General features: G+C 31.3%; 28 protein-coding genes. 14 read left to right on the top strand and 14 right to left on the bottom strand.

All coding sequences use genetic code 11. The features are described from left to right. Window positions 1–107 precede the first annotated feature (107 nt). Entirely contained in the window at window positions 108–1313 is a 1206-nt protein-coding gene (locus BN2665_RS27805) for a M23 family metallopeptidase (protein ID WP_055669908.1), read from the top strand. Between the two features lie 78 nt (window positions 1314–1391). On the opposite strand, the gene BN2665_RS25585 is transcribed toward BN2665_RS27805, so the two are convergent. After that, window positions 1392–2585: a S8 family serine peptidase gene (locus BN2665_RS25585; RefSeq protein WP_055669907.1), complete on the bottom strand. Its 1194-nt coding sequence runs from the start codon at window positions 2583–2585 to the stop codon at window positions 1392–1394. Window positions 2586–2712: 127 nt separating this feature from the next. Here BN2665_RS25585 and BN2665_RS25580 point away from each other — a divergent pair, with 127 nt between their 5' ends. Further along, the gene (locus BN2665_RS25580; protein ID WP_055669906.1) at window positions 2713–2901 is read left to right on the top strand and encodes an FmdB family zinc ribbon protein; all 189 of its coding nucleotides are present in this window, start codon (window positions 2713–2715) and stop codon (window positions 2899–2901) included. Between the two features lie 68 nt (window positions 2902–2969). Here the strand turns inward: BN2665_RS25580 and BN2665_RS25575 are convergent, their stop codons facing one another. From BN2665_RS25575 to BN2665_RS25555, 5 genes are all read right to left on the bottom strand, one after another. Then, window positions 2970–3878 (bottom strand): selenium metabolism-associated LysR family transcriptional regulator, encoded by a 909-nt coding sequence (locus BN2665_RS25575; protein ID WP_055669905.1) that lies wholly within the window; start codon window positions 3876–3878, stop codon window positions 2970–2972. Window positions 3879–3939: 61 nt separating this feature from the next. After that, on the bottom strand, window positions 3940–4803 hold the full coding sequence (locus BN2665_RS25570; protein ID WP_055669904.1) for an MBL fold metallo-hydrolase: 864 nt from the start codon (window positions 4801–4803) through the stop codon (window positions 3940–3942). A gap of 19 nt (window positions 4804–4822) precedes the next feature. Further along, window positions 4823–5254 (bottom strand): DMT family transporter, encoded by a 432-nt coding sequence (locus BN2665_RS25565; RefSeq protein ID WP_055669903.1) that lies wholly within the window; start codon window positions 5252–5254, stop codon window positions 4823–4825. 96 nt (window positions 5255–5350) lie between these two features. Continuing rightward, window positions 5351–5836, bottom strand: coding sequence for a dUTP diphosphatase (locus BN2665_RS25560; RefSeq protein ID WP_055669902.1), 486 nt, complete (start codon window positions 5834–5836; stop codon window positions 5351–5353). Window positions 5837–6086: 250 nt separating this feature from the next. Then, the gene (locus BN2665_RS25555; protein ID WP_055669901.1) at window positions 6087–6635 is read right to left on the bottom strand and encodes a 2'-5' RNA ligase family protein; all 549 of its coding nucleotides are present in this window, start codon (window positions 6633–6635) and stop codon (window positions 6087–6089) included. A 232-nt stretch (window positions 6636–6867) separates the two neighbouring features. Between BN2665_RS25555 and BN2665_RS26610 the strand changes: the two genes are divergently transcribed. From BN2665_RS26610 to BN2665_RS25530, 6 genes are all read left to right on the top strand, one after another. Then, window positions 6868–7029 (top strand): DUF1540 domain-containing protein, encoded by a 162-nt coding sequence (locus tag BN2665_RS26610; protein WP_074042406.1) that lies wholly within the window; start codon window positions 6868–6870, stop codon window positions 7027–7029. Window positions 7030–7417: 388 nt separating this feature from the next. Beyond that, window positions 7418–8674, top strand: a complete 1257-nt coding sequence (locus tag BN2665_RS25550) for a UDP-N-acetylglucosamine 1-carboxyvinyltransferase (protein ID WP_055669900.1) — start codon at window positions 7418–7420, stop codon at window positions 8672–8674. 15 nt (window positions 8675–8689) lie between these two features. Further along, entirely contained in the window at window positions 8690–9475 is a 786-nt protein-coding gene (locus tag BN2665_RS25545) for an MBL fold metallo-hydrolase (RefSeq protein WP_055669899.1), read from the top strand. Between the two features lie 39 nt (window positions 9476–9514). Further along, window positions 9515–10084 (top strand): GerMN domain-containing protein, encoded by a 570-nt coding sequence (locus tag BN2665_RS25540; RefSeq protein WP_055669898.1) that lies wholly within the window; start codon window positions 9515–9517, stop codon window positions 10082–10084. A 182-nt stretch (window positions 10085–10266) separates the two neighbouring features. After that, window positions 10267–10764: an SEC-C metal-binding domain-containing protein gene (locus tag BN2665_RS25535; RefSeq protein ID WP_055669897.1), complete on the top strand. Its 498-nt coding sequence runs from the start codon at window positions 10267–10269 to the stop codon at window positions 10762–10764. Window positions 10765–10945: 181 nt separating this feature from the next. Continuing rightward, the gene (locus tag BN2665_RS25530; RefSeq protein WP_055669896.1) at window positions 10946–11173 is read left to right on the top strand and encodes a DUF6199 family natural product biosynthesis protein; all 228 of its coding nucleotides are present in this window, start codon (window positions 10946–10948) and stop codon (window positions 11171–11173) included. A gap of 75 nt (window positions 11174–11248) precedes the next feature. On the opposite strand, the gene BN2665_RS25525 is transcribed toward BN2665_RS25530, so the two are convergent. Together BN2665_RS25525 and BN2665_RS25520 are read right to left on the bottom strand one after the other, a co-directional pair. Further along, complete coding sequence (locus tag BN2665_RS25525) at window positions 11249–11818, bottom strand: indolepyruvate oxidoreductase subunit beta (RefSeq protein WP_055669895.1); 570 nt, start codon at window positions 11816–11818, stop codon at window positions 11249–11251. Window positions 11819–11830: 12 nt separating this feature from the next. Continuing rightward, complete coding sequence (locus BN2665_RS25520; RefSeq protein ID WP_055669894.1) at window positions 11831–13603, bottom strand: thiamine pyrophosphate-dependent enzyme; 1773 nt, start codon at window positions 13601–13603, stop codon at window positions 11831–11833. Between the two features lie 237 nt (window positions 13604–13840). Here BN2665_RS25520 and rlmH point away from each other — a divergent pair, with 237 nt between their 5' ends. Then, window positions 13841–14320 (top strand): 23S rRNA (pseudouridine(1915)-N(3))-methyltransferase RlmH, encoded by a 480-nt coding sequence (rlmH, locus tag BN2665_RS25515; RefSeq protein ID WP_055669893.1) that lies wholly within the window; start codon window positions 13841–13843, stop codon window positions 14318–14320. A gap of 186 nt (window positions 14321–14506) precedes the next feature. Here the strand turns inward: rlmH and BN2665_RS25510 are convergent, their stop codons facing one another. The 4 genes from BN2665_RS25510 to BN2665_RS25495 all read right to left on the bottom strand — a co-directional run bounded on the left by BN2665_RS25510 (window position 14507) and on the right by BN2665_RS25495 (window position 18095). Continuing rightward, on the bottom strand, window positions 14507–15298 hold the full coding sequence (locus BN2665_RS25510) for an ABC transporter permease (protein ID WP_055669892.1): 792 nt from the start codon (window positions 15296–15298) through the stop codon (window positions 14507–14509). Continuing rightward, complete coding sequence (locus BN2665_RS25505; protein WP_055669891.1) at window positions 15298–16245, bottom strand: ABC transporter ATP-binding protein; 948 nt, start codon at window positions 16243–16245, stop codon at window positions 15298–15300. Before BN2665_RS25505 ends, BN2665_RS25510 begins: the two co-directional genes overlap by 1 nt. Window positions 16246–16371: 126 nt before the next feature. Beyond that, entirely contained in the window at window positions 16372–17424 is a 1053-nt protein-coding gene (locus BN2665_RS25500) for a sensor histidine kinase (RefSeq protein WP_055669890.1), read from the bottom strand. Then, the gene (locus BN2665_RS25495; RefSeq protein WP_055669889.1) at window positions 17424–18095 is read right to left on the bottom strand and encodes a response regulator transcription factor; all 672 of its coding nucleotides are present in this window, start codon (window positions 18093–18095) and stop codon (window positions 17424–17426) included. The genes BN2665_RS25500 and BN2665_RS25495 overlap by 1 nt, the downstream gene beginning before the upstream one ends. Before the next feature lie 288 nt (window positions 18096–18383). Here BN2665_RS25495 and BN2665_RS25490 point away from each other — a divergent pair, with 288 nt between their 5' ends. From BN2665_RS25490 to BN2665_RS25480, 3 genes are all read left to right on the top strand, one after another. Continuing rightward, the gene (locus tag BN2665_RS25490; protein WP_055669888.1) at window positions 18384–19361 is read left to right on the top strand and encodes a hypothetical protein; all 978 of its coding nucleotides are present in this window, start codon (window positions 18384–18386) and stop codon (window positions 19359–19361) included. Window positions 19362–19702: 341 nt separating this feature from the next. Further along, window positions 19703–19843 carry a hypothetical protein gene (locus BN2665_RS27230; protein WP_154675033.1) on the top strand — a complete coding sequence of 47 codons (141 nt, stop codon included), beginning with the start codon at window positions 19703–19705 and terminating at the stop codon, window positions 19841–19843. Between the two features lie 684 nt (window positions 19844–20527). Next, a complete protein-coding gene (locus BN2665_RS25480; protein ID WP_055669886.1) occupies window positions 20528–21613 on the top strand; it encodes a YjgB family protein in 1086 nt (361 codons plus the stop codon). A gap of 161 nt (window positions 21614–21774) precedes the next feature. Here the strand turns inward: BN2665_RS25480 and BN2665_RS25475 are convergent, their stop codons facing one another. Together BN2665_RS25475 and BN2665_RS25470 are read right to left on the bottom strand one after the other, a co-directional pair. Further along, window positions 21775–23232 (bottom strand): ComEA family DNA-binding protein, encoded by a 1458-nt coding sequence (locus BN2665_RS25475; RefSeq protein WP_055669885.1) that lies wholly within the window; start codon window positions 23230–23232, stop codon window positions 21775–21777. A gap of 47 nt (window positions 23233–23279) precedes the next feature. Further along, window positions 23280–23831 (bottom strand): ArsR family transcriptional regulator, encoded by a 552-nt coding sequence (locus tag BN2665_RS25470; RefSeq protein WP_055669884.1) that lies wholly within the window; start codon window positions 23829–23831, stop codon window positions 23280–23282. A 336-nt stretch (window positions 23832–24167) separates the two neighbouring features. On the opposite strand from BN2665_RS25470, the gene BN2665_RS25465 reads away from it, so the two are divergent. Together BN2665_RS25465 and BN2665_RS25460 are read left to right on the top strand one after the other, a co-directional pair. Then, window positions 24168–24734 carry a GNAT family N-acetyltransferase gene (locus tag BN2665_RS25465; RefSeq protein WP_055669883.1) on the top strand — a complete coding sequence of 189 codons (567 nt, stop codon included), beginning with the start codon at window positions 24168–24170 and terminating at the stop codon, window positions 24732–24734. Window positions 24735–25088: 354 nt separating this feature from the next. Further along, the gene (locus BN2665_RS25460; RefSeq protein WP_055669882.1) at window positions 25089–25793 is read left to right on the top strand and encodes a MerR family transcriptional regulator; all 705 of its coding nucleotides are present in this window, start codon (window positions 25089–25091) and stop codon (window positions 25791–25793) included. Window positions 25794–25880: the final 87 nt, after the last annotated feature.

Raw genomic sequence — 25880 nt, 5'->3', positions numbered from 1 at the left:
CTAAATATTTTAGGAATATTTTCTTAATAAATGGGGAACATTAGAGAAAGTATTGATAAATATGCCATTTACAGTAAAAGATACTTTAAAGAAAGGAAGTAAAAAAATTGGACTCTAAGTATAAGCTGATTAGAAAATTATGTTTTCTTACTCTGGCCTTTATAGTTCCTTGGATAGTTGTACATTATTTAGATGATAAAATCATTGCTTATGAGGCTTTTTTAAATAACCATTGTATTGCCTATTCAGAAAGCAAAGAGAGAGTAGAGAAGCTGTATGGAGATTTTTACAAAGATTTAACCCTTAAGTATGGAACAGTAAGTTTAGATTCTAAGATAACTTTTAGCAAGGTATTTATTCATAAGGACTTAATAAGCAATGATGAATTAGTGAAGAATAATATAACAGCTAGTATGAATGTAGAAGTAGACTGCTTTGATATGAAAATTGGAGATAAAAGGGTAGGTACCGTGTTAAACAAAGAACAAGGTGACAAGATAATTGAAAGTATAAAAGAATATTACATAAGTCTAAATAAAATAGACAAAAGTAATTTGGTTAAGACAAGTATAAAGGAACCTATTACATATTTACCTAAGAAGTTACTTATGTCAGATATAAATAATAGTGACAGCATATACAAGGCCATTTTAAATTATAACGAAAAATCACAAAAACCCGTAATTACCATTGAAATATATGCTAATAGTAAGAAGAATGAAAAGATAGTTCCAGCTACATATCAATATGCTAGTGATGAACTGTTTATGGGAGAGAGCAAAGTAAAATTTAAAGGTGAGGATGGTTTAAAAGAGGTTAATAAATTAGTAACTATTAATAATTTAAAAGTAGTAGCTGAAAAAGTCACTAGTTCAAATATTCTAGTTAAACCTAAGGACAGAGTAATTTTAAAAGGTACTAAAAATCCTATAGGTGCATCTATAGCCTTTTTATCTTCACCCTCTAGAGGTATGATAACCTCTAATTTTGGAACTCGTTGGGGAAATGAAACCCATCACGGCATAGATATAGCAGGAAAAATTGGAGACCCAGTGTATGCTGCTTTAGACGGAGTGGTAAATATGGCCACATTTGATAGCATATATGGGAAGGTTATTAAAATAGATCATGGAAAGGGTATAGAAACCCTATATGGTCATTGTAGCGATATAAATGTAAAGGTAGGACAGAACATAAAAAAAGGAGATATTATTGGAAGAGTAGGGAATACAGGAAGAAGCACAGGACCGCATCTTCATTTTGAACTGAGAGTTAATGGAGTAGCTCAAAACCCTTCAGCCTATATAAGATAAGAAAAAGCGACTAACGTCGCTTTTTTTGAATTTAAAATGCACAATTAGGAAGGATTCCTAATGGCTACGTCTTTTCGTTTAAGGGAGCAGTTTGTTTATATTAATAACTCCACTTCCTTGAAGAGCCTTAGGTATTTCTATGAGATTACAGGATACCTTTAATAAGGAGAGTATATCTTTAAAGCCTAGATTAGGGTTATTTTCTAGAAGTAAGGCGCAAATTCCAGCTATATAGGCTGCGGCACAGGATGTTCCACTATAAGAAGTATAAGGATCTTCTAAGGCATAGGGATAGACTTTAGAGCCTTTCCGTTCAGAAATATAGTTACTATTACAATTTAAGCCTATTATATCAACGCAGGCAGCTACTAAATCAGGCTTTTCTAGCTTAGCTACTGGCCCTGAAGACGAATATTTATAGGAGGTTTTGTCTTTAGATGTATCGATACCTCCAACAGTTATACAGTTTGGAAGTATGGCTAAACCTCTTATTGATCCTTCTATGTTATCATTGCTGCCACTAGGAACAATGGTGATTATGTTTGCTTTAGCTGCCTCCTCAAATAATATTGAAAAATATGAGTTTACCAAAAAATCATATTCGGCTATTTCAAAAGGTAGGCATAGTACTCTTATGTTAAGTTCTTTACTCTGCTCTATGATACCTTGAATAGAATATAGAACATCAGAAATATACGCTCTTCCTTTAGAATTAAAGGCTTTATAGCAGCAAATAGAAGAGTTTTCTGCTATACCTTTATATATGCCTTTGGAGCTTAGTCCATTTCCACCTATTAATCCACTAACAAAGGTTCCATGACCGTTATCATCATAAGGGTATTTACACCCATTAATAAGGTCTACAAAGTGCTTAATACGATTAACTGGATTTATTAAGTCACTGTGGGGATAGACTCCTGTGTCTATTATACCTATACCAATACCTTTGCCAGTAAGCTTGTATTTTTCAGCTAATCTTATACCATTTGAGCTTTGAATACTATTTCCGCAGATATAGGAATACTTATCAAAAGAAATATAGTTTACCTCAGGAAATTCTATGAGTCTTTCTATAGCGTGAGGAGTTAATTGAGCAGAGATTAAGGAGCATTTTGTAATAGAACGAATTAAACTTCCCTTATAGGAGGAAATTTTACTTTCTATATTCTTTTGAAGGTTTTTACAATGTATTATAACTCTAAAGCTTTTATATATTTTATTTTCAACAGCAATCTTTAAATCAGGACTTAATTTATTCTTTAATGAAAACATCATAAAACTCCCCTAAAATATTACAGTATATAGTATATGTAAATACTTAAAAAATGATATTTAAAATTAAGGCTTATGATACTATAATTTTATATATAATTAAAAATATTATGGAAGGAGTAATATTATGCCATTGATTGATTATAAATGTGAAAAGTGCAGTAAAGAATTTTTTGAACTAGTAAAAAACTCTGAAGATAAAGTGACGTGTCCACATTGTGGAAGCGAAAAAATTAATAGAGTTTACAAAGGAAAGTTTTATGGTAAGGGAGGAAGCTGCAGTGGAGGATGTTCTACTTGCAGTGGATGTCATTAATTATTAGAAAAATGCCCTTCATCCAAGGAGTAGCTCAGATACTAAATCAATCTGGATGAAGGACATCTTCATATACCTAGGTCTTCTTTTAAGTGAAATTGATCTTTACAGAGATTAAAAAAGGCTCTGGCGGTAGGAGTTAAAGTTCTCTTTGAATTTATCACGAGATAAATACACCTTTTTATGCACATTCCTTCTATTTTACTTACTTTTAATTTATTAGAAGCTATGTAATCAGAGCATACCTCCTTGGACACTATAGAAACGCCTGTACCAGCTTTAACAAACTGCAAAAGGGTATCTAAGTTATTAACTTCACAACAGATGTTTAACTTATTAGGATTAAAGTCCATATTCATTAATTCGTTTTCAAAGGTTCTTCTTGTAGCAGAATTTTTTTCTCTCATAATAAATCTGTATTTAGTTAAAGAAGATAAGTCAATGTATTCAGGAATATTTAAGGTAGGACTTGACACAAATACAATCTCGTCCTCAACTAAGCAGAAGCTTTTTATCTTATCGCTAAGTGTTATACTTCCTACTATACCTATTTCACATTCTAGGTTTATTATATCCTCAACTATTTTCCCAGAGCTTTGTTCTATTATATTAAAACTGATATCAGGATACATAGAACTAAACTTATTTATTAAAGCAGGTACTATAGTATTGCAGGGAGTGGTGCTGGCAGATAAGTTAAGGGTGCCGCATATTGTACTGTTAAAATCGCTTAAATTACTGATGGCAGTGTTTCTTATATTTATTATATCTACGGCATAATCTAAAAAGCACTTACCTGCAGGGGTAAGATTAACTTCTTTTGAGTTTCTATCAAATAATTGCACACTCAATTCTTTTTCTAAACTTGATATATGAGAACTTATAGTTGGTTGAGACAGATATATTGAATTAGCAGCTTTGGAGAAGCTCTTTAATTTAGCTACGCTAATAAAGGCTTCGATTTGTTTAAAATCCATAAAGATCCCCCTTCATAAATAGAGTCACAATTTATGAAACTATTAATGTCATATTAGAATATTACAGACCTATAGTTTGGCCTATATCAATTATTTCTATGGAACCATCATTTATTTTTTTTAAAATGCTTAAGGTTTCATCAGAATTTTCGTGAGAAAGAATGAAAGTTTTATAATGTATAGGAACCATTCTATAACTTTTCATCATTTTAAACATTTTAAAGCTTTGTTCAGGAGTACAATGCATCTTTTCAAAGCTCTGAGGTTTATAGCAACCTACAGGCATTAAGCATAGATTGCAAGCTATATCCTTAAATTCTTCAGTATAGGCAGTGTCTCCTGCAAAAAATATCTTTTTATCCTTAGATTCTATTATATAAGAGTTACTGTGATAGTTTTTACCCAAATAATATCTTCTGCCATCATGATTTGCAGTCAGGGCACTTATATGTACATGCTCGTCTTTATATTCCTCATGATCATTTAATATTATGATATTCTTAAAACCTAAGGCTTTCAAGATTCTCCTATATCCTTTAGGAGCTATAATATAACAATCCTTATTTAATTTATAAAGGGAGGCAAAATCCATATGATCCATATGACCATGAGAAAGTAATATATAATCAATTTTAATTTTGGATAGATCTAAGGATGGTTTAACTAACCTTTTAAAATACCCTAGGGAGCCAACTACTGGATCTGTAACTATTATTTTACCATATAAGTTTATTATGGCGGTAGCGTGACCCAACCAATGAACAGAATTTTCATAGATTGGCTCTCTTAAGGGATCTGCAGTTATTTTAAAATATGATAAAAAATTCCTATTATGTAGTATTATAAGAAATTTTAGGTTGAACCAAAATTTTGAAAGGACAAGAAATAACTTGGGTGATTTTTTAACTTCCCTATCTATTTCCATTTTAGCAGCCCCCTTATTTTTAGCCTTTCCATTTAAAAATTATAATACCTAAAACCATTATGACAATACCTAGTATTTTGGTCAATCCAAATTGTATCTTATTAGTATCAAAAAGTGCAAAAGCATCAATTAATGCTGCAGCAGTAAGTTGTGCTACAAGAATAGTAGCTATAGAATAGGTAGGTCCCATAAGATCTATACCTTTCATTACAGAATAAGTGATTAGTACTCCAATGACTCCACCTAAAAGATAAAATTTGTTTACGGATTTAATGTCTTTTATATTGCCATCACCTAAGAAAAAAAACAGTAGCAGCGCTATAACAAAACCAATACCTTGAACTAGTATATTAGTTTCCCATAGGCCTATTTTTTGTCCTAAACGGGTATTGAAAACTCCTTGAATGCTCATGGCTACTCCAGCCACAATTGAAAAAATAATTCCTAACATTTTAACCACCTCAGTGGCTATCTTTCCCTAAAATAAACTATTTTATTTACAATGTCTAGTATCTTAAAAAAAAGACTCTAACATAAATGTTAGAGATCAATATCCTATATTTTGTCTTTGATGATTAATGTTATTTTTGTCTAGGTAAGCATTTTCTATATCCTCTATAGGAAATCCTAAGCTGAGTCCTAAGCTTAAAAAATCTTCAAATAAAGTTATGTAGTGATCTTTTGAAGGGGATATTACTAAATCATTTATATCTATGTACAGGTTAAGGAATTGATCTGTTAAGCTATAATCATTGGGTTTGATTTCTAAAGTAATATCAGTATAGCTTTTATCTAGTCCTATAGTTAATATAAAGTGTAAACAATCCACATATTCTTCTAGAACTTTTTCTCTTGGGGCTGGGGACTTTTTGCTCCAATATTTAAAACATCTAGTTTCATTAGCTAGTTCTGCTAACTCTACATGTAATGAAAGAATTTTTTTTGGAAATAAGGAGCTTTCGTCTAAATTATGTTCATTAACTATGCGTTCATTAAGATTTTTTTGTAACTTAAATAGTTTTGTTAAGTCCATAGAATAAGGCCGCCTTTCTATATATACCAATTTCATTACCTATATATTGTAACTAATAATATTAAAATTGAAAAGTTTCAGAAAACGATATCAAAAGAATTTTTTATATTTTTGTAAAAATTCTTTATGTTATTTAAGTTATTATTAAGTAAAATTTACATTAAATCCATTTAAAAATAAAAATCATATCATTATAACTAAAATTTATAAGTTATAATAATATGATTTAGTATTCTCAAAAAATAAAATTTTAGAAGGTTTTTAAAGGATAACTTTTTACTACCATTTCTTTTTTGTTATTAATAGGTTTCCATAATTCTATTCTATCTATTCTTGCCATACGATAAAAACCATTATTTTTAGCGTTGCCACAGGCACTGGCATATTCATTTTTTGACCACTCTCTAATAGCGTAGTTTGTGTTTGCTAAAGAAACATGTAAATCCCAACCATCTATAGTGTCTCTTACATTAAATCCATAAAGCTTAAGGGTGTCATTTATAGTTCTAGCCAATCTCTTTATATAGCCTTTGCTTTCTACTTTTAGATTAACAGATTTATAGGGTTCATCAAAGCATATTACATCGCTTAATTCAACCTTAAATCTCTTATATGACTTAAGCAAATCTGATAACACATAATCTAGTTTTTCTATATTGGCATCTTCGATTATTTCTAAAGTTATATGCAGCATAGGTAGATTTTTATATAATTTATACTTTCTACAAATATTTCGCTGTATAGGTTCTATGGTCTTGTAGGACTCCTCATCAAATAATGCTACTAAATAATATCTCATTTTCTACCTCCGCTTGTACACTATATGTATTTTAAAATAAAGAATATAGAAATAATTATAACACACTAGTACATTATATATAAAGCAAATAGAAATAATAATCTGTATTTTACGTATTATTTGATAATTTTCATACTATAGATCTTAAAGATATCTTTAAAATTATATTGAATAATAATAATGCAATTACAAATAATATATATGTAAGTTTAATTTGAAAGGATGATACATAATGAGACATAATGAAAGCATAGGATGTGTAGTTACAGAGTGTAAATATCATTGTAAAGATGACAATTATTGCACATTAAATCAAATACAGGTTGTTAAGAATACAGCTATGGCTAAAGAAGTAGAAGCCACAGATTGTGGAAGCTTCGAACCTATGAGATAACTAGGATACATTATATTATAGGGTCATTGTTATATGCTTGACCAATAGTTAATTAATAAATTAACTATTGGTCAATGTCGTATAAATAATGACCCTATTATTTTTGTTCCAATAATTATTACGGTATTTAACAGTAAACCCGTTTAATATATAATAAAATAAGTTATTAATATTTAAAATATTATGTATAAAAAAGGTAGCTATTAATATTTCATTATATTGACAGTATATAATAAAAAAAACATTGCTAATATCCTAGTAAATTGTGATATAATGAAAGTTATGAAAGTATATTTATAAATTTTACTGTATATGTGAGCTTAAGTTAGAATTTTATATAGAGATGGAAAATAGATTTATAGAATTATTTTAGTAAGGGTGAAATATAATGGAAAAATTAATTATAAAAGGCGGAAGACCTCTTTTTGGAGAAATTGAAATAAGTGGAGCAAAAAATGCGGCAGTAGCAATAATCCCTGCTGCTATAATGGCTAGCGAAGGACCTTGCAATATAGATAATATACCAAATATAGAAGATGTTCATTGTTTAGAAAGAATACTACAAGGATTAGGATGCAAAATAAAAGTTGATAATAATAGTTTAAGTATTGATAGTAGTAATATCATGAGCTTAGATGCATGCACTGAAGATGTGAGAAGAATGAGAGCTTCTTATTATTTGATAGGAGCTTTATTAGGAAGATTTAAGGAAGCAAGAGTGGAGCTTCCAGGGGGGTGCCCTATCGGGGTAAGACCCATTGATCAACATATTAAAGGTTTCGAGGCTTTAGGAGCTAAAGTTAAAATAGAGCATGGAGCTGTAATTGTAAAGGCAGATAAATTAGTAGGAGCTAGTATATTTTTTGATGTAGTTAGTGTTGGAGCAACTATAAATGTTATGTTAGCAGCAACTTTAGCAGAAGGAACTACTACTTTGGAAAATCCTGCGAGAGAACCCCATGTAGTTGATGTAGCTAACTTTTTAAACTCCATGGGAGCTAATATAAAAGGTGCAGGAACAGATGTCATAAGAATAACAGGGGTAGAAAAGCTTAAAGGTTGTAATTACAGTGTAATACCAGATCAAATAGAAGCCGGTACATATATGATAGCTGCAGCAGCTTGTGGGGGAGAGGTTGTTATAACAAATGTTATACCAAAACATCTGGAATCCATTTCTGCTAAGCTTATAGAAATGGGCGCTGAGATAATAGAAGAGGATGATTCTGTAAAAGTAAAATCTTCAGGAAAGCTTAAGAGCGTAAATATTAAAACATCGCCTTATCCAGGGTTTCCCACGGATGTTCAACAGCCTATGTCCACTATATTATCTGTAGCGGATGGTAGAAGTATAATAAACGAAAGCATATGGGAAAGCAGATTTAAACATGTAGATGAACTAAAGAAAATGGGAGCCAACATAAAAGTAGAAGGAAGGACTGCTATAATAGATGGAGTAAATAGGATGACGGGGGCTATAGTTAAGGCTACAGATCTAAGAGCTGGAGCAGCTATGGTCATAGCTGGACTTATCGCTGAAGGAACTACGGAAATAGAAGGCATTGACCATATAGATAGAGGATACCCTAATATAGAAATTAAGTTTAAAGCTTTAGGTGCAGACATAAGAAGAGAAAGTATTTAATGGGGGAAAGTATAGATGATTTTTTGCTCTTTATATAGTGGGAGCAGCGGAAATAGTATTTTTGTTTCCTCAGGAGAGGCGAAGATTCTAGTTGATGTGGGCTTACCGGGTAAAAGTATAGAAGCTGCTCTTAAAGAAATATCTGAGTGTCCTTCAGAAATAGACGGAATTTTTATAACTCATGAGCATAGTGACCATATAAAGGGGGTAGGGGTACTATCTAGAAAATATGATATACCCGTATATGCAAATGAGAGAACTTGGATAGCCATGGGAAGTAGTATAGGCAAAATAAAAGAACACAATATAAAAATTATGGATAAAAAGGTTATATCCATAAAAGATATGGATATTGTTAATTATTCAATACCTCATGATGCAGCTTGTCCTGTAGGGTATTCTATACACTATAAGGGTAAAAAGGTTAGTATAGCTACTGATTTAGGCTGTTTTACTGAGGAGGTAAAGACTAATATAAAAGATTCTGATTTAATTCTGCTTGAAAGCAATCATGATGTGGAGATGTTAAAATTCGGACCATATCCTTATCCTTTAAAGAGAAGAATATTAAGTGATATAGGTCATTTATCTAATGAGGCTTGTGGTATTGCTATAGCAGATATAACAAATCATAATCCTAAAAAAATAGTTCTCGGACATTTAAGCAAAACTAATAATTATCCAGACTTAGCATATCAAACTGTAGTTAATGTATTAAATGATAAAAATATAAAATTAGATAGAGATGTGTTTTTAACCATGGCTGATAGGGGTAAACCTAGCAGTTACCATGAGTTGTAAAATACTTAATTAATTTTATTTTATAGGGGAAGAAGAGATATGATTAGAAAAGTGAATTTATATTTATGTGCAGTTTTATGCACTACCTCCATGATTACATCAGGGTGTGCTAAAGAAGATAAGATAAGTATAAATAATAAAGAGAGGGTAAAGAATATCGAACTACCTAAAGAAAAGGATGGATACGTAGATTTAGATATTTATTTTGATGCCTCTCCAGCAGAAAATAAAGTTGAGATTGCAAAAGAGGAGATATTTATTTCAAAGGAAGAAATAATAGGTGAAGTTATAGTTAATGGCCTTATTAAAGGACCTGCTATAAATAGCAAGTCTAAACCTGTATTGCCAAAGGATACAAGGCTTTTAAGCTTCTCTATAAAGGATGGTATAGCTTTTATAAATCTAAGTAAGGAAGCTAAGGTAAAAATGACTGCCACTAAAGAAGAAGCTTGTTTAAAAAGTATTGTTACTTCTTTAAGTCAGCTATCTTCTATATCTAAAGTTAAAATAATGATAGAAAATCAAGACACAGAAGTTCTAGGGGGCAATTTTAATATATCAAAGCCCTTTGGAAAGGATGATATTGCCACAATAAAAAATAAACAATAGACACTCTTTCAATTTTTAAATAGAGTAAAGCCTTAAAATGTGATTATTGTGATGAGATATCTCAATGCTTATTAGTGGTGCATAAAGAGATGAAGCATAAACAGTAATCAGGTTTTAAGCCTTGAAAATCTTAAAGAGCTTTATTATAATAAAATAAATATATATAGAGGGAGACAGGAAAGATGAGTTTATATAAACAATGGACAGATATGGTTATAGAATATGTAAAGCACAGAGGAGAAGAGGCTTTTTGGAAAGAATATAGCGCTATGGAAGATAGCATATATACAAAAATATTAGCAAATCACAATGAAGTTATGGTTCAAAGTATAAATGAATTAGCTAAGGAATTTGAAACTACTCCAGAATTTATTATGGGATTTGTGGATGGAATAAATGACAGTCTAGAGACTGCATTAGATTTGGAAAGCATTGAAGCAGATACTAAAATTGAGTTTAAAGTTGATTTTGAAAAATTATATTTCAATATGTTAGATGCAAAAGCAGACTATTTATATGAGCTTCCACAATGGGAGGCTATATTCTCAAAAGAAAAGAGAAAAGAAATACAAAAACAATGGAGAGATTCTAAAACGGTTGTAAATAATGATAAGATAGGAAGAAACGATCCTTGTCCTTGCGGTAGCGGAAAAAAATATAAAAAGTGCTGTGGACAATAGTATTTTTACATAAAAACACCTTGCATGGGTGTTTTTTGTTTTTGATATAAAATTATTATGTGAAATAAGATATAAAAACAATATAATTAAATCTTGAAAGCGATTGAGAAAACCTTGTAATAAAGTACAATTTACCTTATAATTGTTTATAAGGTATTAATTTATAATGGAGATGGTAAACATGAGAATTATCTTGAAATTATTAGGATCTTTAATTTTTATAGGCCTTGGTGTTTTAGGGTATTTCAACTTTAAGGATCCTGAGAGAGCTATTAAATGGTCTCATAGGTTTGATTTTCATGAAGAAGCGGAACCTAAGGATCATTTAGTAGTTTTAACATCCATATCGGGAATGTTTATGATGGGAGCAGCAGCAATATTTCTTATTCTTTTGTGGATAAGATATTAGTTGATATGACATAATATTTAAAGACTTGTAGTAAAAATTATATTACTACAAGTCTTTATAGAATGATGATGTTTATTATGCTCTTCCCTCTTTAAAGGCAGTTAAGTTTACATCCAAGGTTTTCTTAGGTACATAATTTTTAATTACCTCTAACCAAGTATTTTCATCAAAAGGCAAATATCTAGATAACACTCCTAGAAGATATATATTAGACACTTTAATATTTCCTAAAGCTCTAGCCTTTTCTTTAGCATTAACGGAAATAAGCTCTAAATTTCTTGATAAAATTCGTTCATTTATATCTAAAGGATATTCCTCTTTTTCAATCAACACCCTATTTGGGAATATCGCTTCTTCATTAATTATAACCTTACCACCGGGAGCAACCAAATGACACCATCTTAGGGCCTCTAGCTTTTCCATGGCTAATAGTATGTGTGCTTCACCTACAGGAATCATGGAGGAAGGTACACTTTCTCCAAATCTGACACTTCCCCAGATCATACCGCCTCTTTGCGATAGTCCAATTACATCACTGGTTTTAATATCAAGACCTTCTTTAAATATAACTTCAGATAATATTCCAGTAGCTAGTACCAATCCTTGGCCACCTACGCCACTAATAAAAATATTAGTAATACCCATATTAATTCCCTCCTAATCAGTAGTAGTGCTTCTCTTAATTGCTCCTACAGGACAGACCTGAGAACACACTGAGCACCCAACGCACATATCAGGATCTATATAAGAATTCTTCTTTTCTTTGCCTTCATATTGCTGCATTGATATAGGAGGACAGTTAGTTCTTATACAATTTCTGCAGCTGATACAAATATTCTCATCTACATAAAAATGAGGTTCTTTTACTTTAAAGTTTATGGCACAAGGCCTAGTGGTTATAACTACAGATAATCCTTCCCTCTTCATAGCATTTAGAATAGTTTCTTTGGTTTCCTTATATTTAAATTGATCTACCACAGTTATATCCTCTATACCAAAGGATTTCAAAACCCCTGCTATGCTCACAGCATTAGAATCTATATGCTTAAAATATTCACTGGTAGTAGGAGTAATCTGACCACCAGTCATGGCAGTGGTTCTGTTATCCATAACAATAACAGTAATATTTTCTTTACAACCAACTAATTGTAAGAATCCAGTCATACCTGAGTGAAAGAAGGTTCCATCACCAATAGTAGCAACCATTGGCTTTTTAATTCCTAGCTTTTTATGAGCTTTTGCTACACCTAACACCATGCCTAAGGAGGCTCCCATGCTTATATTTGTTTTATGAACTTCAAAGGGTTCTAATATTCCAAGAGAATAACAGCCTATATCCCCCATAACAGTAGCCTTGGCCATTTTTAAGATGTGGAATATGGGCCTATGGGGACATCCAGAACAAAGCATTGGAGTTCTAAGAGGTACTTTTTCAGCATCTATATTTTTAGCAGTAAAGTCTATAATACCTGCTTCCTTCAAACCCACTTTAATAGCATCTATAGAAAGCTCTCCAGTGAAAGGAAAATATTTTTTGCCCTCTACTGCTATATTATTAATTTTAAGTTCTTCCTCAATAAATCCCAAAGTTTCTTCTAAGATTAATATCTTCTCATATTTATCTGAAATACTTTCAATGTATTCTATAGGAAGAGGCCAAACCATAGCAAGCTTTAATATATCTACAGGAGCATTAATTTCTTTTAAATTTGCATAACATAAGCTGCTGGTTATAACTAAGGCCTTAGAGTTATTAATTTCTAATGTGTTTTTAGAGTTATTATTATTGAAGGCTTTAAGCTTTTCCATTCTCTCCTTCATGAAATATTGTGCCGCATTGGCGTAAGGAGGAAGCATACAATATCTAGATTGATCAGGAATAAAACCTTCGGAGCTTACTTCTTCTCTTTCCTCTAGTTCTACCACTGCCCTGCTATGGCATAATCTGCTGGTAAGTCTTATAAGCACAGGTGTATTAAACTCTTCGCTTATTTTTATTCCATCTTTTATATAATCCTTAACTTCTTGTGGAGAGGAGGGGTCTAATATAGGTATATTAGCAAACTTTCCCCAAAATCTGCTATCCTGTTCGTTTTGTGAGGAGGTAAGTCCTGGGTCGTCGCCAACCACTAACAAAAAACCTCCTTTAGTCCTAATTTGAGTAAAAGTCATGAAGGGATCTGAGGCTATATTAATTCCTACATGTTTCATAGAAACTAAAGACCTAGCTCCAGCTATACTTCCACCCATAGCAACTTCCATGGCTACTTTTTCATTAGTTGCCCATTCTGCGTAGATTTCATCATAGGTTTTCATGCTTTCAAGAATTGATACTGTAGGAGAGCCAGGATAGCTAGATGCAATTAGCCCTCCGGCCTCCCAGAAGCCCCTACTGATAGCTTCATTACCAGTTAAAATAGCCTTATTCACAAAAACACCTCCAAAAGTTAATAGTTTTCAGAAGATTAAGTATATTATATCATATTACCTATTTATTCTTTAAGAAATAATAATAATTATATGTTTAGAAAAGCTAATTATAATTTTTTCTTTAAAATTTATTTAATTGAATACATTATTTATAATGATATAATTATTTTGGTATAAATTTTAATTGCAGATAAATGAATTTGTTTATTATATGATTATTAAGAGGAGATACATAGAATGAATATATTATTAGTTTCTGTAGGAAAAATAAAAGAAAAGTACCTAAGGGATGCCATAGATGAGTACTCAAAAAGACTACAAAGATACTGCAAGCTTGAAGTAATAGAACTGGCAGACGAAAAAACACCAGATAATGCCTCACAAAAAGAAGAGTTAATTATAAAAGAAAAGGAAGGCGAAGCTATACTTAAGGTCTTAAAGGATAATATGTATGTTATAGCTCTTGATCTTAAGGGTAAGATGCTTTCTTCAGAAGAATTTTCGGAGCATATAAAAGATCTAGGGGTTAAGGGAGAAAGTAATATAGCTTTTGCTATAGGCGGATCACTAGGACTTTCCCAGCAAGTATTAAATAGGGCGAATTATAAACTATGCTTTTCGAAAATGACCTTTCCACATCAGCTTTTTAGGGTAATGCTGTTAGAGCAGGTGTATAGAGGGTTTAGGATAATGAAGGGGGAACCGTATCATAAGTAACGGAGGTTTTTATAGAAGTATTGCAGCATCTCAAGTTCATCAAAATAAAAAGATATTTTGTATAAAAGAGTTGAATTAATAAAATAGGACTTGCTTTATAATAGTAAGTCCTTTATATTAAAAGCTTTTAAAATAGGTTTATTGTAGACTGCTTGGAATACATTATTTTTGTTATTATATACCTTATCATCTGTTCTGCTCAGATCTTGTAAACATTATAGTCCCAATAATTGAGAATGCCAGAAAGAATGCCACAATAGCTATTATATTATAGAGTGGATGATGTAAAACAGATAGTTCATAAACTGAGCCTTTCCAATAGAAAACACCTCTTGCCAAATCATTTAGATATGTGAGAGGCATAAGCTTTGCCAAGAAAGCTATAATACCAGTAGAATGAGATAATGGTATAATTGTACCTGAAAAAAACATCTGTGGCATAACTATGAGCATTGCGCCCATTTGTGCAACTTTTGCGTCTTGAACAAAACCTATGAATAACATACCAAGAGAAGCACCAACCAAGCAAAATATGGGCGCAATCAAAAGCAACCTCAACATTTGCATGCCGCCAAAAGGTATTTTCATAAATATAGCTACTATTAAAACTCCTATTAAAGAAACTAAGCTTCCCAAGCTGGTGCCAATCATCTTTCCTAAAATAATTGTGTATCTGGAAATAGGAGCTACATAAAATTCCTGTGTCAAATTCATATCCCTTTCTGCAACTAAGGAGGTTATGCCGCTGGCTGTGCCAAGATATAAGTTAAAAACAATCATCCCAATCATAACAAACTGTAGAAAATTATATCCTACGTTGCCTGCTAAATTTTGTGAAAGACTTCCACCCATAATACCAAGAAAAATTATTGGAAAAATCATATTTGCAATTATAGATCCTGGACTTTTGACAAGTCGCATAATCTCTCTTGCCGCGATAGCTGTTATTGCATTAATTTCTCTAGCTACTAACATCATTAAAATTCACTCTCCTCTTTTATTAACTTCAAATATGCTTCTTCAAGGGTTGGTTTATTAATATGCAGTTTTGTAAGCGTTACTGTAAGCTTGGACAGTAATTGTTGAGGGGTCTGCTCCTCATATTCAACCTTTAATCCATGCTCTGTCTCAGTAAAGACCGCTCCTAGTGTTGATAATTCCTTTTTAAGAGAGTTTCTGTCATAGGCGTCAATGTACATATATTTTTCTAACAGTAGTTTATTTTTAATTTCTTCCGGTGTTCCCATCATCAAAATTTTCCCTTTATTCATAATGCAAATTCTATCAGCACACTCTGCTTCCTCCAAATAGTGAGTTGTCAAGAAAATGGTAATGTTTTGCTCTAGGCGAATCTTATTTATATATCCCCATAGTGAGTGTCGGCTTTCAGCGTCCAATCCTTGTGTTGGTTCATCTAAAAATAGTATTTTAGGATTATGCATTAATCCACGGATAATTTCTAATTTTCGCTTCATCCCGCCTGAAAATGTTTTTAGTTTCTTAAAAAGATTTTCTTTAAGACCTACTATTTCGGCAAGTTCCTCAATACGCTGTTTATATGCTTTAGGCATCATTTTGTAAAATGGTCGAAACTTATAGGTACCATAAATACTGACATGCATTCTGATGTTTTCTTCAGCAGTCAATTCCAAATCAAGACTAGGATTTTGAAAAATAACACCGATATTAGATCTAATTTTATTGGCGTATTGCTCTAAGTCATAACCTGCAACAGAAATATTTCCACTTGTCTTTGAGAGTATTGTTGTCAAAATTGATATAGTAGTTGACTTACCAGCCCCATTTGGCCCTAAAAAAGCGAAAAACTGTCCTTCTTCTACATTAAAACTGATATTATCAACTGAAATCTTATTAGATTTTTTATACTGTTTTACCAAATTATTAACCTGAATCACGTTTTCCATATTAAATTTCCTCCTTTATTAACTTATGTTTTTAATATTACACCCAGTTTGTAAACTGAATTTAAACTAAAAAAACAACCTTACTTATTACGCATAGTAAGGTTGTTTATTCACTAAAAAATTTCTTTATATACTAAGGTCACTAGGCAATGATACTGTAAATGTTGCACCTTCTCCTAATTTACTTTGAATTTTTATAGTACCGTGATGTAAATCAACTATCTTTTTAACAATTGAAAGACCTAAACCATTGCCTTTTATTGCTGGTCTCCGCGATTTATCTCCTTTAAAAAAACGCTCAAAAATATAACTTTGGTCTTCCTCAGCAATTCCTACTCCAGTATCAGCTATTTTAAACTCTATTGTATCACTCTTGTTGCACAAATTAATCCTTACGCTTCCGCCTTCAGGTGTGAATTTGATACTGTTATTAATTAAGTTTATAAAGACTTGATTCATCATATCTTCATCTGCCTTAATTTCGATTTTTTCCAAAGAAACATCCATAATAATATTCTTATCAACCCACTGTGGTTCACAAGATAAAATGATACGCCTTAGCTGCTTATCTAAACGGTAGATTCTTGGTTCAACCTTAATAGTATCCGATTCCAAGGAGGCAAGTCTTAATATATTATCACTAAGCTTGGATAACCGCATGCTTTCAGCTTCGATTATGTTCAAGTAGTGAATTCTGTTTTCAGAGCTGAGGTTGTCATTACGAAGAGCTTGTGCAAAACCTCGGATGGAAGTTAGAGGAGATTGAATTTCATGAGATACATTTGAAATAAATTCCTGTCTCATTTTCTCCATCTTGCTTAATTCTAAAGCCATATAGTTTACACTATCTACGAGTTCACTATAAGGCCCTAGTCCTTCAATATTGCTATTTAAATTTACATTATAATCTCCTCTTGCAATTCTTTTTTGGGCAATAATAACTGAATCGAATATACCTGACTTATGTTCATCAAACATTAAAGCGACTTTGAGTATTATTAAGGCAAAAAATAATCCTAACAAGGAGTTTATAATCTGAGCTAACAGGTTTTGTGGCCTGTATCCAATTTTATTGTAAACAAATGAGGTAATGTAAAAAGCTGATACAAAACATCCTATAAACAGAATAAGCGAGAAAATTACTCCAAGCCAATTTAGAATCATATCTTTTCTTTTCATCAGTAAACCTCCAAACGATACCCAAGACCACGTATAGTTTTTATTCTAAAAGAATATTCCTTGTCTGAAAAGTGTTCTCTGAGTCTATTTATATGTACATCCAAGGTTCGTTCATTTCCGTCAAAATCATAGCCCCATATATCTTCAATGAGTTGGTCTCTGGAGAAGGTCTTTCCAGGGTAACTAGCAAGTTTAAATAGAAGCTCAAACTCCTTGAGAGGAAGGGTTAAGTCTTCACCGTTTACTAATACTTCATAGGTTTTCTGGTTCATAAACAATTCTCCAACCTGTATTGTATTGGATGCGGTGATTTGATAACGCTTTAGGAGAGCTCTTACCCTGACAATCAGCTCTAAAGGATCAAAGGGTTTTACAAGATAATCATCTGCTCCTAATTGGAACCCTTTGACTTTTTGGCTTGTTTCTCCATTAACTGTAAGCATAAGCAAAGGAATATCATAATACTTTCTAAGCTCAGAGCATAATTTCCACCCATCCATATTAGGCATCATTACATCAAGAATAACCATATCTACTTTAATACTTTCAAGTTTAGTTAGAGCCTCTAATCCATCAGAAGCTTCATATACATCAAATCCTTCATTCTTCATAAAAAATACAATCAACTCACGAATATTAGGATCATCATCAACAACTAATAGCTTATTCATCTTATGTATTGACTCCTTTCTTTGCAATACTTGAAAAGTAACCTTACGCTTATTATTTAACAATTATAACATAACACATTCTACTAAATATGATATAACAGTTATTTAAACTGAATTTAAACAAAAAAACCTCATTTGCTAACGTTACGGAGGACCGTATCATAAATGACGTATACTTTTTTGTAATTAAGATTATAGTATGAATACCGTTAATCAATAAAATATGATTTTACCTTTATATAGTATAAGTAATATAATATTCTTACTAAACATATGGAGGTAATATTCATGGGCAAATTAAGTGAAATTTTTGAAATGATAATTGAAAATAAAGATTGGTTGTTTTCTGGAATAGGTAACACTATCGGTAGTGCATTATTAAATAATATGAAAAAGAAAAAGTCAATTGATTCATATGTCACAAATGTAGTTAATTATAACGTAAATGTTCAAAATAATGATAACTTTAATAGTGTAAAGATTGAGGACAATGTCAATAACGAAATATTTCAATTAGTTGATAGGTTTATTTCAATTTATCAAAATCATGGGGTATCAATAAGTCAAATTCCATCTTTTGTAGGTAGTGATTTTAATATTAAGTTGTCAGACTTTAAGGATAAAAGTAGCATATTAGAGATACTTGATGACAAGTTCGTTGATTGGACATGCAGTGTGTTTGGAGTGGAAAGAGATTGGGTTGATGGTAAATCAAGTAGGATTTATAAGCATATAAATTACTACAAAAGCATTAGAAGTTTTATGGAAAAAATATTTGAATTAAGAAGCTTGCATGGTAATGAACTTGATGTTTTTCTTATTAAAAGTGGAGAGCTAAATCCAAATGAATATGGAGAAAATTATGTAATAGCTTTAGTAAGGTATCCAATAAAGAAGATAAATAACACTACTATATATAAATATATGCCTATATCAACTAATTGGGATTGGGGTTATTGGAGGAGTAGGTATCAATTAAAAGCTATTATTTATATCTGCGAAAGATTAAATATATTTACTCATTCATACGACATGTTATTAGATACTATGTATAAGATTTCTGGTGGTTTAGTATTTCCACAAACAGAAATTGATAAGTTAAAGCTAGGATATACGTGGTATCCAGAAGATTACATTGATTATATGTCAGAAAGTATCCAAGCTAAAGAGACAGAAGAAACAGAAATGGTAAGGAAGTATTTTGAAGATGAAGGATATTTAAAACGCTTTAAAGAACTAAAAGATAAATATAAAGATATATTATAATTATATAATAAACCCAAAACTCTTACTTAATAAAAATAGGTAAGAGTCTTTTTTTGTATTATTCTGTAAAAGTCTACGTTATAACCGTCACGGTGAGCCGTACCACAAGTAAATGAGGTTTATAGCTTTAGGCGTTGATATAGCTTGCCTAAGGCTATTTTTATAAGTGAAAATACCGTATCATAAGTAATAGCATATTTACAAAATATGTTATAATAAAATTAGGAACAAATTTGAGTAATAGATAAATAGTAATTAAGAGGATAAATAATATGTCAGAAAATTATTACAAACCATGTAAAGAATTTGATTAGTGCAATGAACTGATTGAGAAATACTTCTTGACTAAACAGTATGGAAAATGCTTTGAAGGTCATCTGAAACTTGCTGAAAAGGGCTGTCCACTGGCTGAATGTCAAGTTGGATATTTCTATTATGATGGACTTGGTGTTGATAAGGACTTAGAAAAATCTTTCTATTGAACAGAACGTGCTGCAAAACATGGCGATAGAGACGCTCAGAATAATCTTGCAGAGTTATTTTATGCTGAACGCGTTGTTGTGGAAGAGGACATTGAGAAAGTCAAAGAATGGTATAAAAAGGCTGCAATTAACGGACACCTAGAAGCCTTGGAGAAGTGCCGAATATTAGGGGTTGAAGTAGATATATAAATTTCAGCTTATTAATGAGATTAAAATTTTAAAATAGAAAAAATTATAGAGGTTTATTTTTTATAAAAATTTGATATAATATAAATAAGAAAAGCTTAGTGCTGGTAACACTAAGCTAAGTCTTAGAACATTTATTTTGTTTTAGGGCTATTGGATAAAATTTTTTATTTGAATTTAGGAGACTAAAGCACTAATCTTCGCTGGATGGGTGCTTTTTCTATTTGCCATTAAGTTCTAAATGAAATTTTTTTATTATATGATATTTGTGAAGAATTTGTAATTGTTATGTTACCATATCTATATGATATTAAAGAGAGAGCATATTGCATTTTCATTTGCAGTATCATGGTTTAACTGGCAAACATTAGCCCGTGCTTGGATAATTGGAGTTGCTATAGCTTTCCTTATTATCAATCTGCTGCAAATGCTTTCTGAACTTTATTGGGCTCCAGGAACCATTGGCTTTGCCAGTAAGTTTAATAAAAGGAGATTATTATGCTATCAAATTGTAAAAAAACATCAATAAAATGGGTTGTTATGGCTCTATCAATGACACTTCTTGCAGGATGTTCCAGTATAAGCAGTCTCATTAATCCTACAAACAGCAGTAAAAATCAAACATCGTCTATCACAGGCATTCAATCTAATACTAATCCAAACTCTAATAGTTCTTTATCTTCAACAACTACTGACTTAAGCTCAATTATATACAAGAATACTCAATATAGGTTTAACTTTACGTTACCGAAAAGCTGGCAAGGATTTTCTATTGTTGCTGGAAATTGGATGAGTAATGATATAGCATCTGGTAAAGGTACAGAAACAGGCCCTATGCTTTCAATTAGACATCCTCAATGGACTACTAAAAATCCAAGACAAGATATACCTATCTTCATATTTACACTTGACCAATGGAACTTGCTTCAGAAAGAAAAATTTCATATAGGAGCTACTCCCATTCCACCAAGGGAACTTGGAAGAAACAATATTTATGTTTTTGCCCTTCCAGCGCGTTACAACTACGCATTCCCTACAGGATATAAAGAAGTGGAAGAAATATTGAATAATCATCCTCTTCAACCAACCCAGATAGCTCAAAGCAGCGATTCAAAAACAGCTATGCTTTTGAATATGATGGAGCTTGCAAAACAGGGAAGAGTTATTAATTGTGACTTTGCAACTAAAATAACCACTATTGATACTGTTATAAAAGCGTGGGGACAGGCAAATAAAATTGATTATGTAGCAGTTGCTAAAGGAACTTATGCAACTTATACAAATCATAGTGTTGTTTTTGGTTTTAACAAGGGAGAGCAAATTTTCGAAATTCGTTCTTTCAGTACTCAGCTAAAGAGCCTATCCTTAGCTAAAGTAAAAGAGGTTTTCGGAATCCCGGCCTATGATGCTAAGAGCAATAATCAAGAAATCATAGGATATACAGCCGGCAGGGATTTTAAAATGGAAATGGTGTTTAGTGCTCCTACTAAGGATAAACCTAACCCTGTGGTGGATCATTATAATGTTCTTTATCCAAGTGGAACCGTTAATTCTATGGCAGGTGACCCTGAAAGACAGTGGTAGACTTCAACTTGCAGTAATTTTATAATATGATAGATTGTACTAAGCCAAGTAACAGTTACTTGGCTTAGTGTAAAAGTACAACTTTTATGGATAGTTCATTAAAAGTCTGCATTATAATTGTTAAGATAAAATATAGGATAAAGAAAGGCTGTTTTATGATATTATATAAAGTATTCTAGCCCAACTTCTTCCACAGCTTTGAAATATCCTTTTTTTGTTCTTTCATTAAGAATTTCAGTTGCTTTTTCTAGAGTAATTTTAGGGAAACTCATTAAATCATAGAGTGAAACTGTATTAAGATTCACCTTTAGTGGTATCATTTCTTCTTTAAGCCAAAAGTACTTGGGGATTTTTACATGTGTGTTTTCAATCCATAATTCTTTACCTATGTTTTTATCTATAGCAATGTCGCCATTTTCTATCATGTGGCATAAATTATTATAAGCTTTTTTGTATTCCTTAAGAGTTTCAACAAAGGGGTGAAGCTTTCCTACCATTCCATCATATGCGGCCTTTTCATAAATTTCAGAAAGATCATTGGATATGGTTTTTCCTACTGTTGTAGAAATGAATAATATTAGTAGTTCTTGTTTGTCTTGAGGAAAACACTCGCACCACATTTTTATAAATTCAATAAAAGGAATGGAGTCTTCATTTAAGCTATCTTTAATTTTATACCATGTCCAGAAAGTTTTAAGCATAACATTTTCAAAGGATGTAAATAATTCTTTTACCTCAGTTTCATCATTTATATTTGAAATTAAAAAGTTGTTGTAGAAGTCTTTTGACAGATAGTTGTTTTGTATAGTTTCATTTGTGCTTATCCTATAGAAAAGAGTTGCTATAACTCCTTCGCAGGATAACATTTGTTGTGAATTTTTTAGCTTTGTTTTATCAAAAATAGTTGAGGTATGCTCAAGTATTATAGTATCTGCTATATTCAAATTAAATTTATAAGCTTCTGGAAGTAGCTTATTATGAATATATGCATTATCTAGAACTCCTTTTAATCTTAATTCAGTATCCGCATGGCATTGCCATAGTTTGTATATATCTCTGTCATAACTATACTTTACATTATTTAATTCTTTATAATATGAAATAGAATTGTGAGTCAACTTTTCAAAATGGATTGCCCAGCCTTCGTTAAAAGCCATAAAATAATCAGTTATTCCCATACTGACATGCTGCTTTGAAGAATTACTTAGAGGAAAGTTTTTTAATATATTTTCCATCATTACATGGCCTAATTCATGGCTAAAAATATCAAGTTTACCATCATTTAAACTTTCTTCATCAATAACTAAATCAACATAATTTAAATGTGGATAATCAACAGATTTATCTTCTTCTATTAATCTAAGTCCACAGTTTGCAAATCCACCTTCAGTGTTAGAGAGAAATAATACATTAGGACCTATAGTATCTTTCATTAAGTTTCTTGTACATTGACTCAATTTAATAACTGATTGATGAAATGGGAATTCTAACTCTCTAATTATTTTCTTATAAAGTGGAGAGGTTATAGATAATTTCTTCCCACTGTGAATATTATCATTGTCATCCTTACCTTTTACTATGCATATTTTTTCATTTGGATTTGGAAAAATATATTCCATATTAATACCTCCTAAATTAGGCGCATATTATACACACCTTATATTATTTATTTTAAATTCGTCCTATCATCATATTTAAGCCTTCTATTTAATGCTGCTATAGTAAGGTATACATTTAATCCTTGATTGGTTGCAGTATATTTTCCATTTTCATTTTTGCATATAAATTTATTTGATAGTAATTCTTTTAAATGATGATGAAGATGTCCTCCGGCCATTTTTGTTATTTCAACTAATTCACCGCTGCTGTACTCATTTTTAGTTAAATATCTTAATATGCATATCCTTTGTTTTGAAGACAAAACATTACAAAGTGCTTCTATATCTTCATCCGGTTCTTCTTCATCTAAAGTGAATAGGGAAGTTAATTGATAATCTCCAGCTTTGTTTTTGTTATGAAGTACCGCTTGGAAGATGATGCTATCTTCATCTTTATAATGTGCTTTTATTTTTTTAAGGCTTTCGTTTACTTCCTTTACTGTGTTGTTAAAGTTATTGGATAGAGGAAGTGCTGTTTCTTGTTTTTCAATAGAGCTTTTTTCAAAAACAGCACTTTCAAGTTTCTCAATTCTTTTTATTAATTCCTTTATCTGATCCATAAGTTAATCTCCTATAAATATAATTATAATTTTATATAATTATATAAAATTATAATACGTTTGTCAATATTATACATATTTAATTTTGGGAAAAAATTGGCTTTATGAAGTTAAAAATTTATTCTTTTAGGATTACTAGTAAAATAAATATACGATATCAAATGTAAGAACCTCATTTAGAATAATTGAGGAGAACCGTATCATAAATGAATGAGGTTTTTATAATTAAGTAGTTACAACGTATATGTCATAATGAATCTTGTGCTATAATAAACAAGTAAGGACTATTCTTAGTGACTTAGTGAAAAAGTCTTCCGATAAAAGGAGAGGAATATTATGAAATATACAATTAAACCGTTAAGTTCGGAGTTATCCTCAATATTTACTGAATATCTTGATAACTTAGATTTTGGACATGAACCTCATTGGGCTACTTGCTTTTGCCGGTTTTACCATACAAATTGTTCTGCTGATCAATGGCGTAATAGAACGGGTGAAGAGAACCGTTTAGAGGCAATTGAACAAATAAAGGCTGGAAATATGAAGGGTTACCTAGCTTTTGATGGAGATAAGTGCATTGGATGGTGCAATGCAAACAACGTAAGTCAGTACATAAGACTCGAACAGGACATAAAGCATATAGTAGCAGGTAAGAAAGTGGGTTGTGTAATTTGTTTTGTAATCCACCAAGAATACAGAAAGCAAGGTATTGCAAGACTTTTGCTTAAACAAGCTGTTGAAGACTTTAGACTACAAGGCTTTGATGCGGTTTTAGCAATCCCAGTAGATATTAAGGATAGGCCGGAAAGGCTTTATAGGGGTACACTAAATATGTATAGTGAGCTGGGTTTTAGAGAAATAGAAACGCACGGCAATGTGAGTGTAATGTGGCTGGAATTTTAATAACTCCTGATTATTAAGGTAAACTATTTGAAACATATAAGTATGCAATATTAAAGCATATAACAGAGCGTCTGAAAATACTAAGTAAATTTAAAAAACCTCACTTGTAAGTGATAGGGAGAGCCGTATCATAAATAAGTGAGGTTTTTACTAAAATTGGATGAAGGTATGGAGGTAACATAAGTCTTGCTCTCAGAATCGAACTATACGAAAAAATACATTGACTAATTAGTTAATGTATTTTTTATTATGAAATAATTTCAAGAAAAAATCGTAACCCTACACTATCGCACCAGAGTTCGGCACATGTGTTATAATTTGATAAGTAAGTTTCAGAAGGGAGGTAATTATTTTATGAAGAACTATAGAACATCAGATGTAGCTAAAATCATAGGGGTACACCCCAATACTGTATTGGCTTATGAAAAGTGGGGATATATAAGCACTGTACCGAGAAGCGAGAATGGATACAGGATTTATTCAGAAAAGCATATTGAACAAATTAAAATGACAAGGTTAGCCTTAATGAGTGAAGCAGTTAAAGCCTACATGCTATTTGAAGTAAGAGATATTTTGAAAACTATTGCCAAGGGAGATTTAAAAAAAGCATTATCCTTAAGTCAAAGTTTCCTAGCACAGATACAGAAAGTAAAGGCTAAGGAATATGAAATTATAATAGAAATAAAAAAAATATTAAAAGAGTACATAGCCGAGAAAAGAAGTATTTCCTTAAAAAGAAGCGAAGCTGCAGAAGTGCTTGGTGTATCTATAGATATAATTATTAATTGGGAAAGAAACGGAATGTTAGATATACCAAGAAATAATAAAAATAATTACAGAATTTATTCTGAAGATGAATTGGTTTTATTAAAGATTGTAAAGATCTTAAGAGATGAAAACTATATTACACAATGTGTAGGGAATATGATTAAAAAGATAAAAGACAATAACTTTGAATTCTTAAATAAAGATGATGAATTATTATCTCCTATAGAGGAAAAAGAGAAGGATATAAAGAAATTAATTTCTCATCTAAGTACATTGATTAATAAATCGTGATATTTGTATCAGTTGAAAGATAAGATATGAATCAAAGCTAACGAATACAATAAGTTATTGCTTCTTAAAGATTAGCAAGGAGGGATA

The organism is Desnuesiella massiliensis (genome assembly GCF_001403615.1).
Taxonomy (GTDB): Bacteria; Bacillota; Clostridia; order Clostridiales; family Clostridiaceae; genus Desnuesiella; species Desnuesiella massiliensis.
The sequence above is the reverse complement of the archived record's forward strand: the minus strand, read 5'-3'. Positions and strand labels throughout refer to the sequence as shown.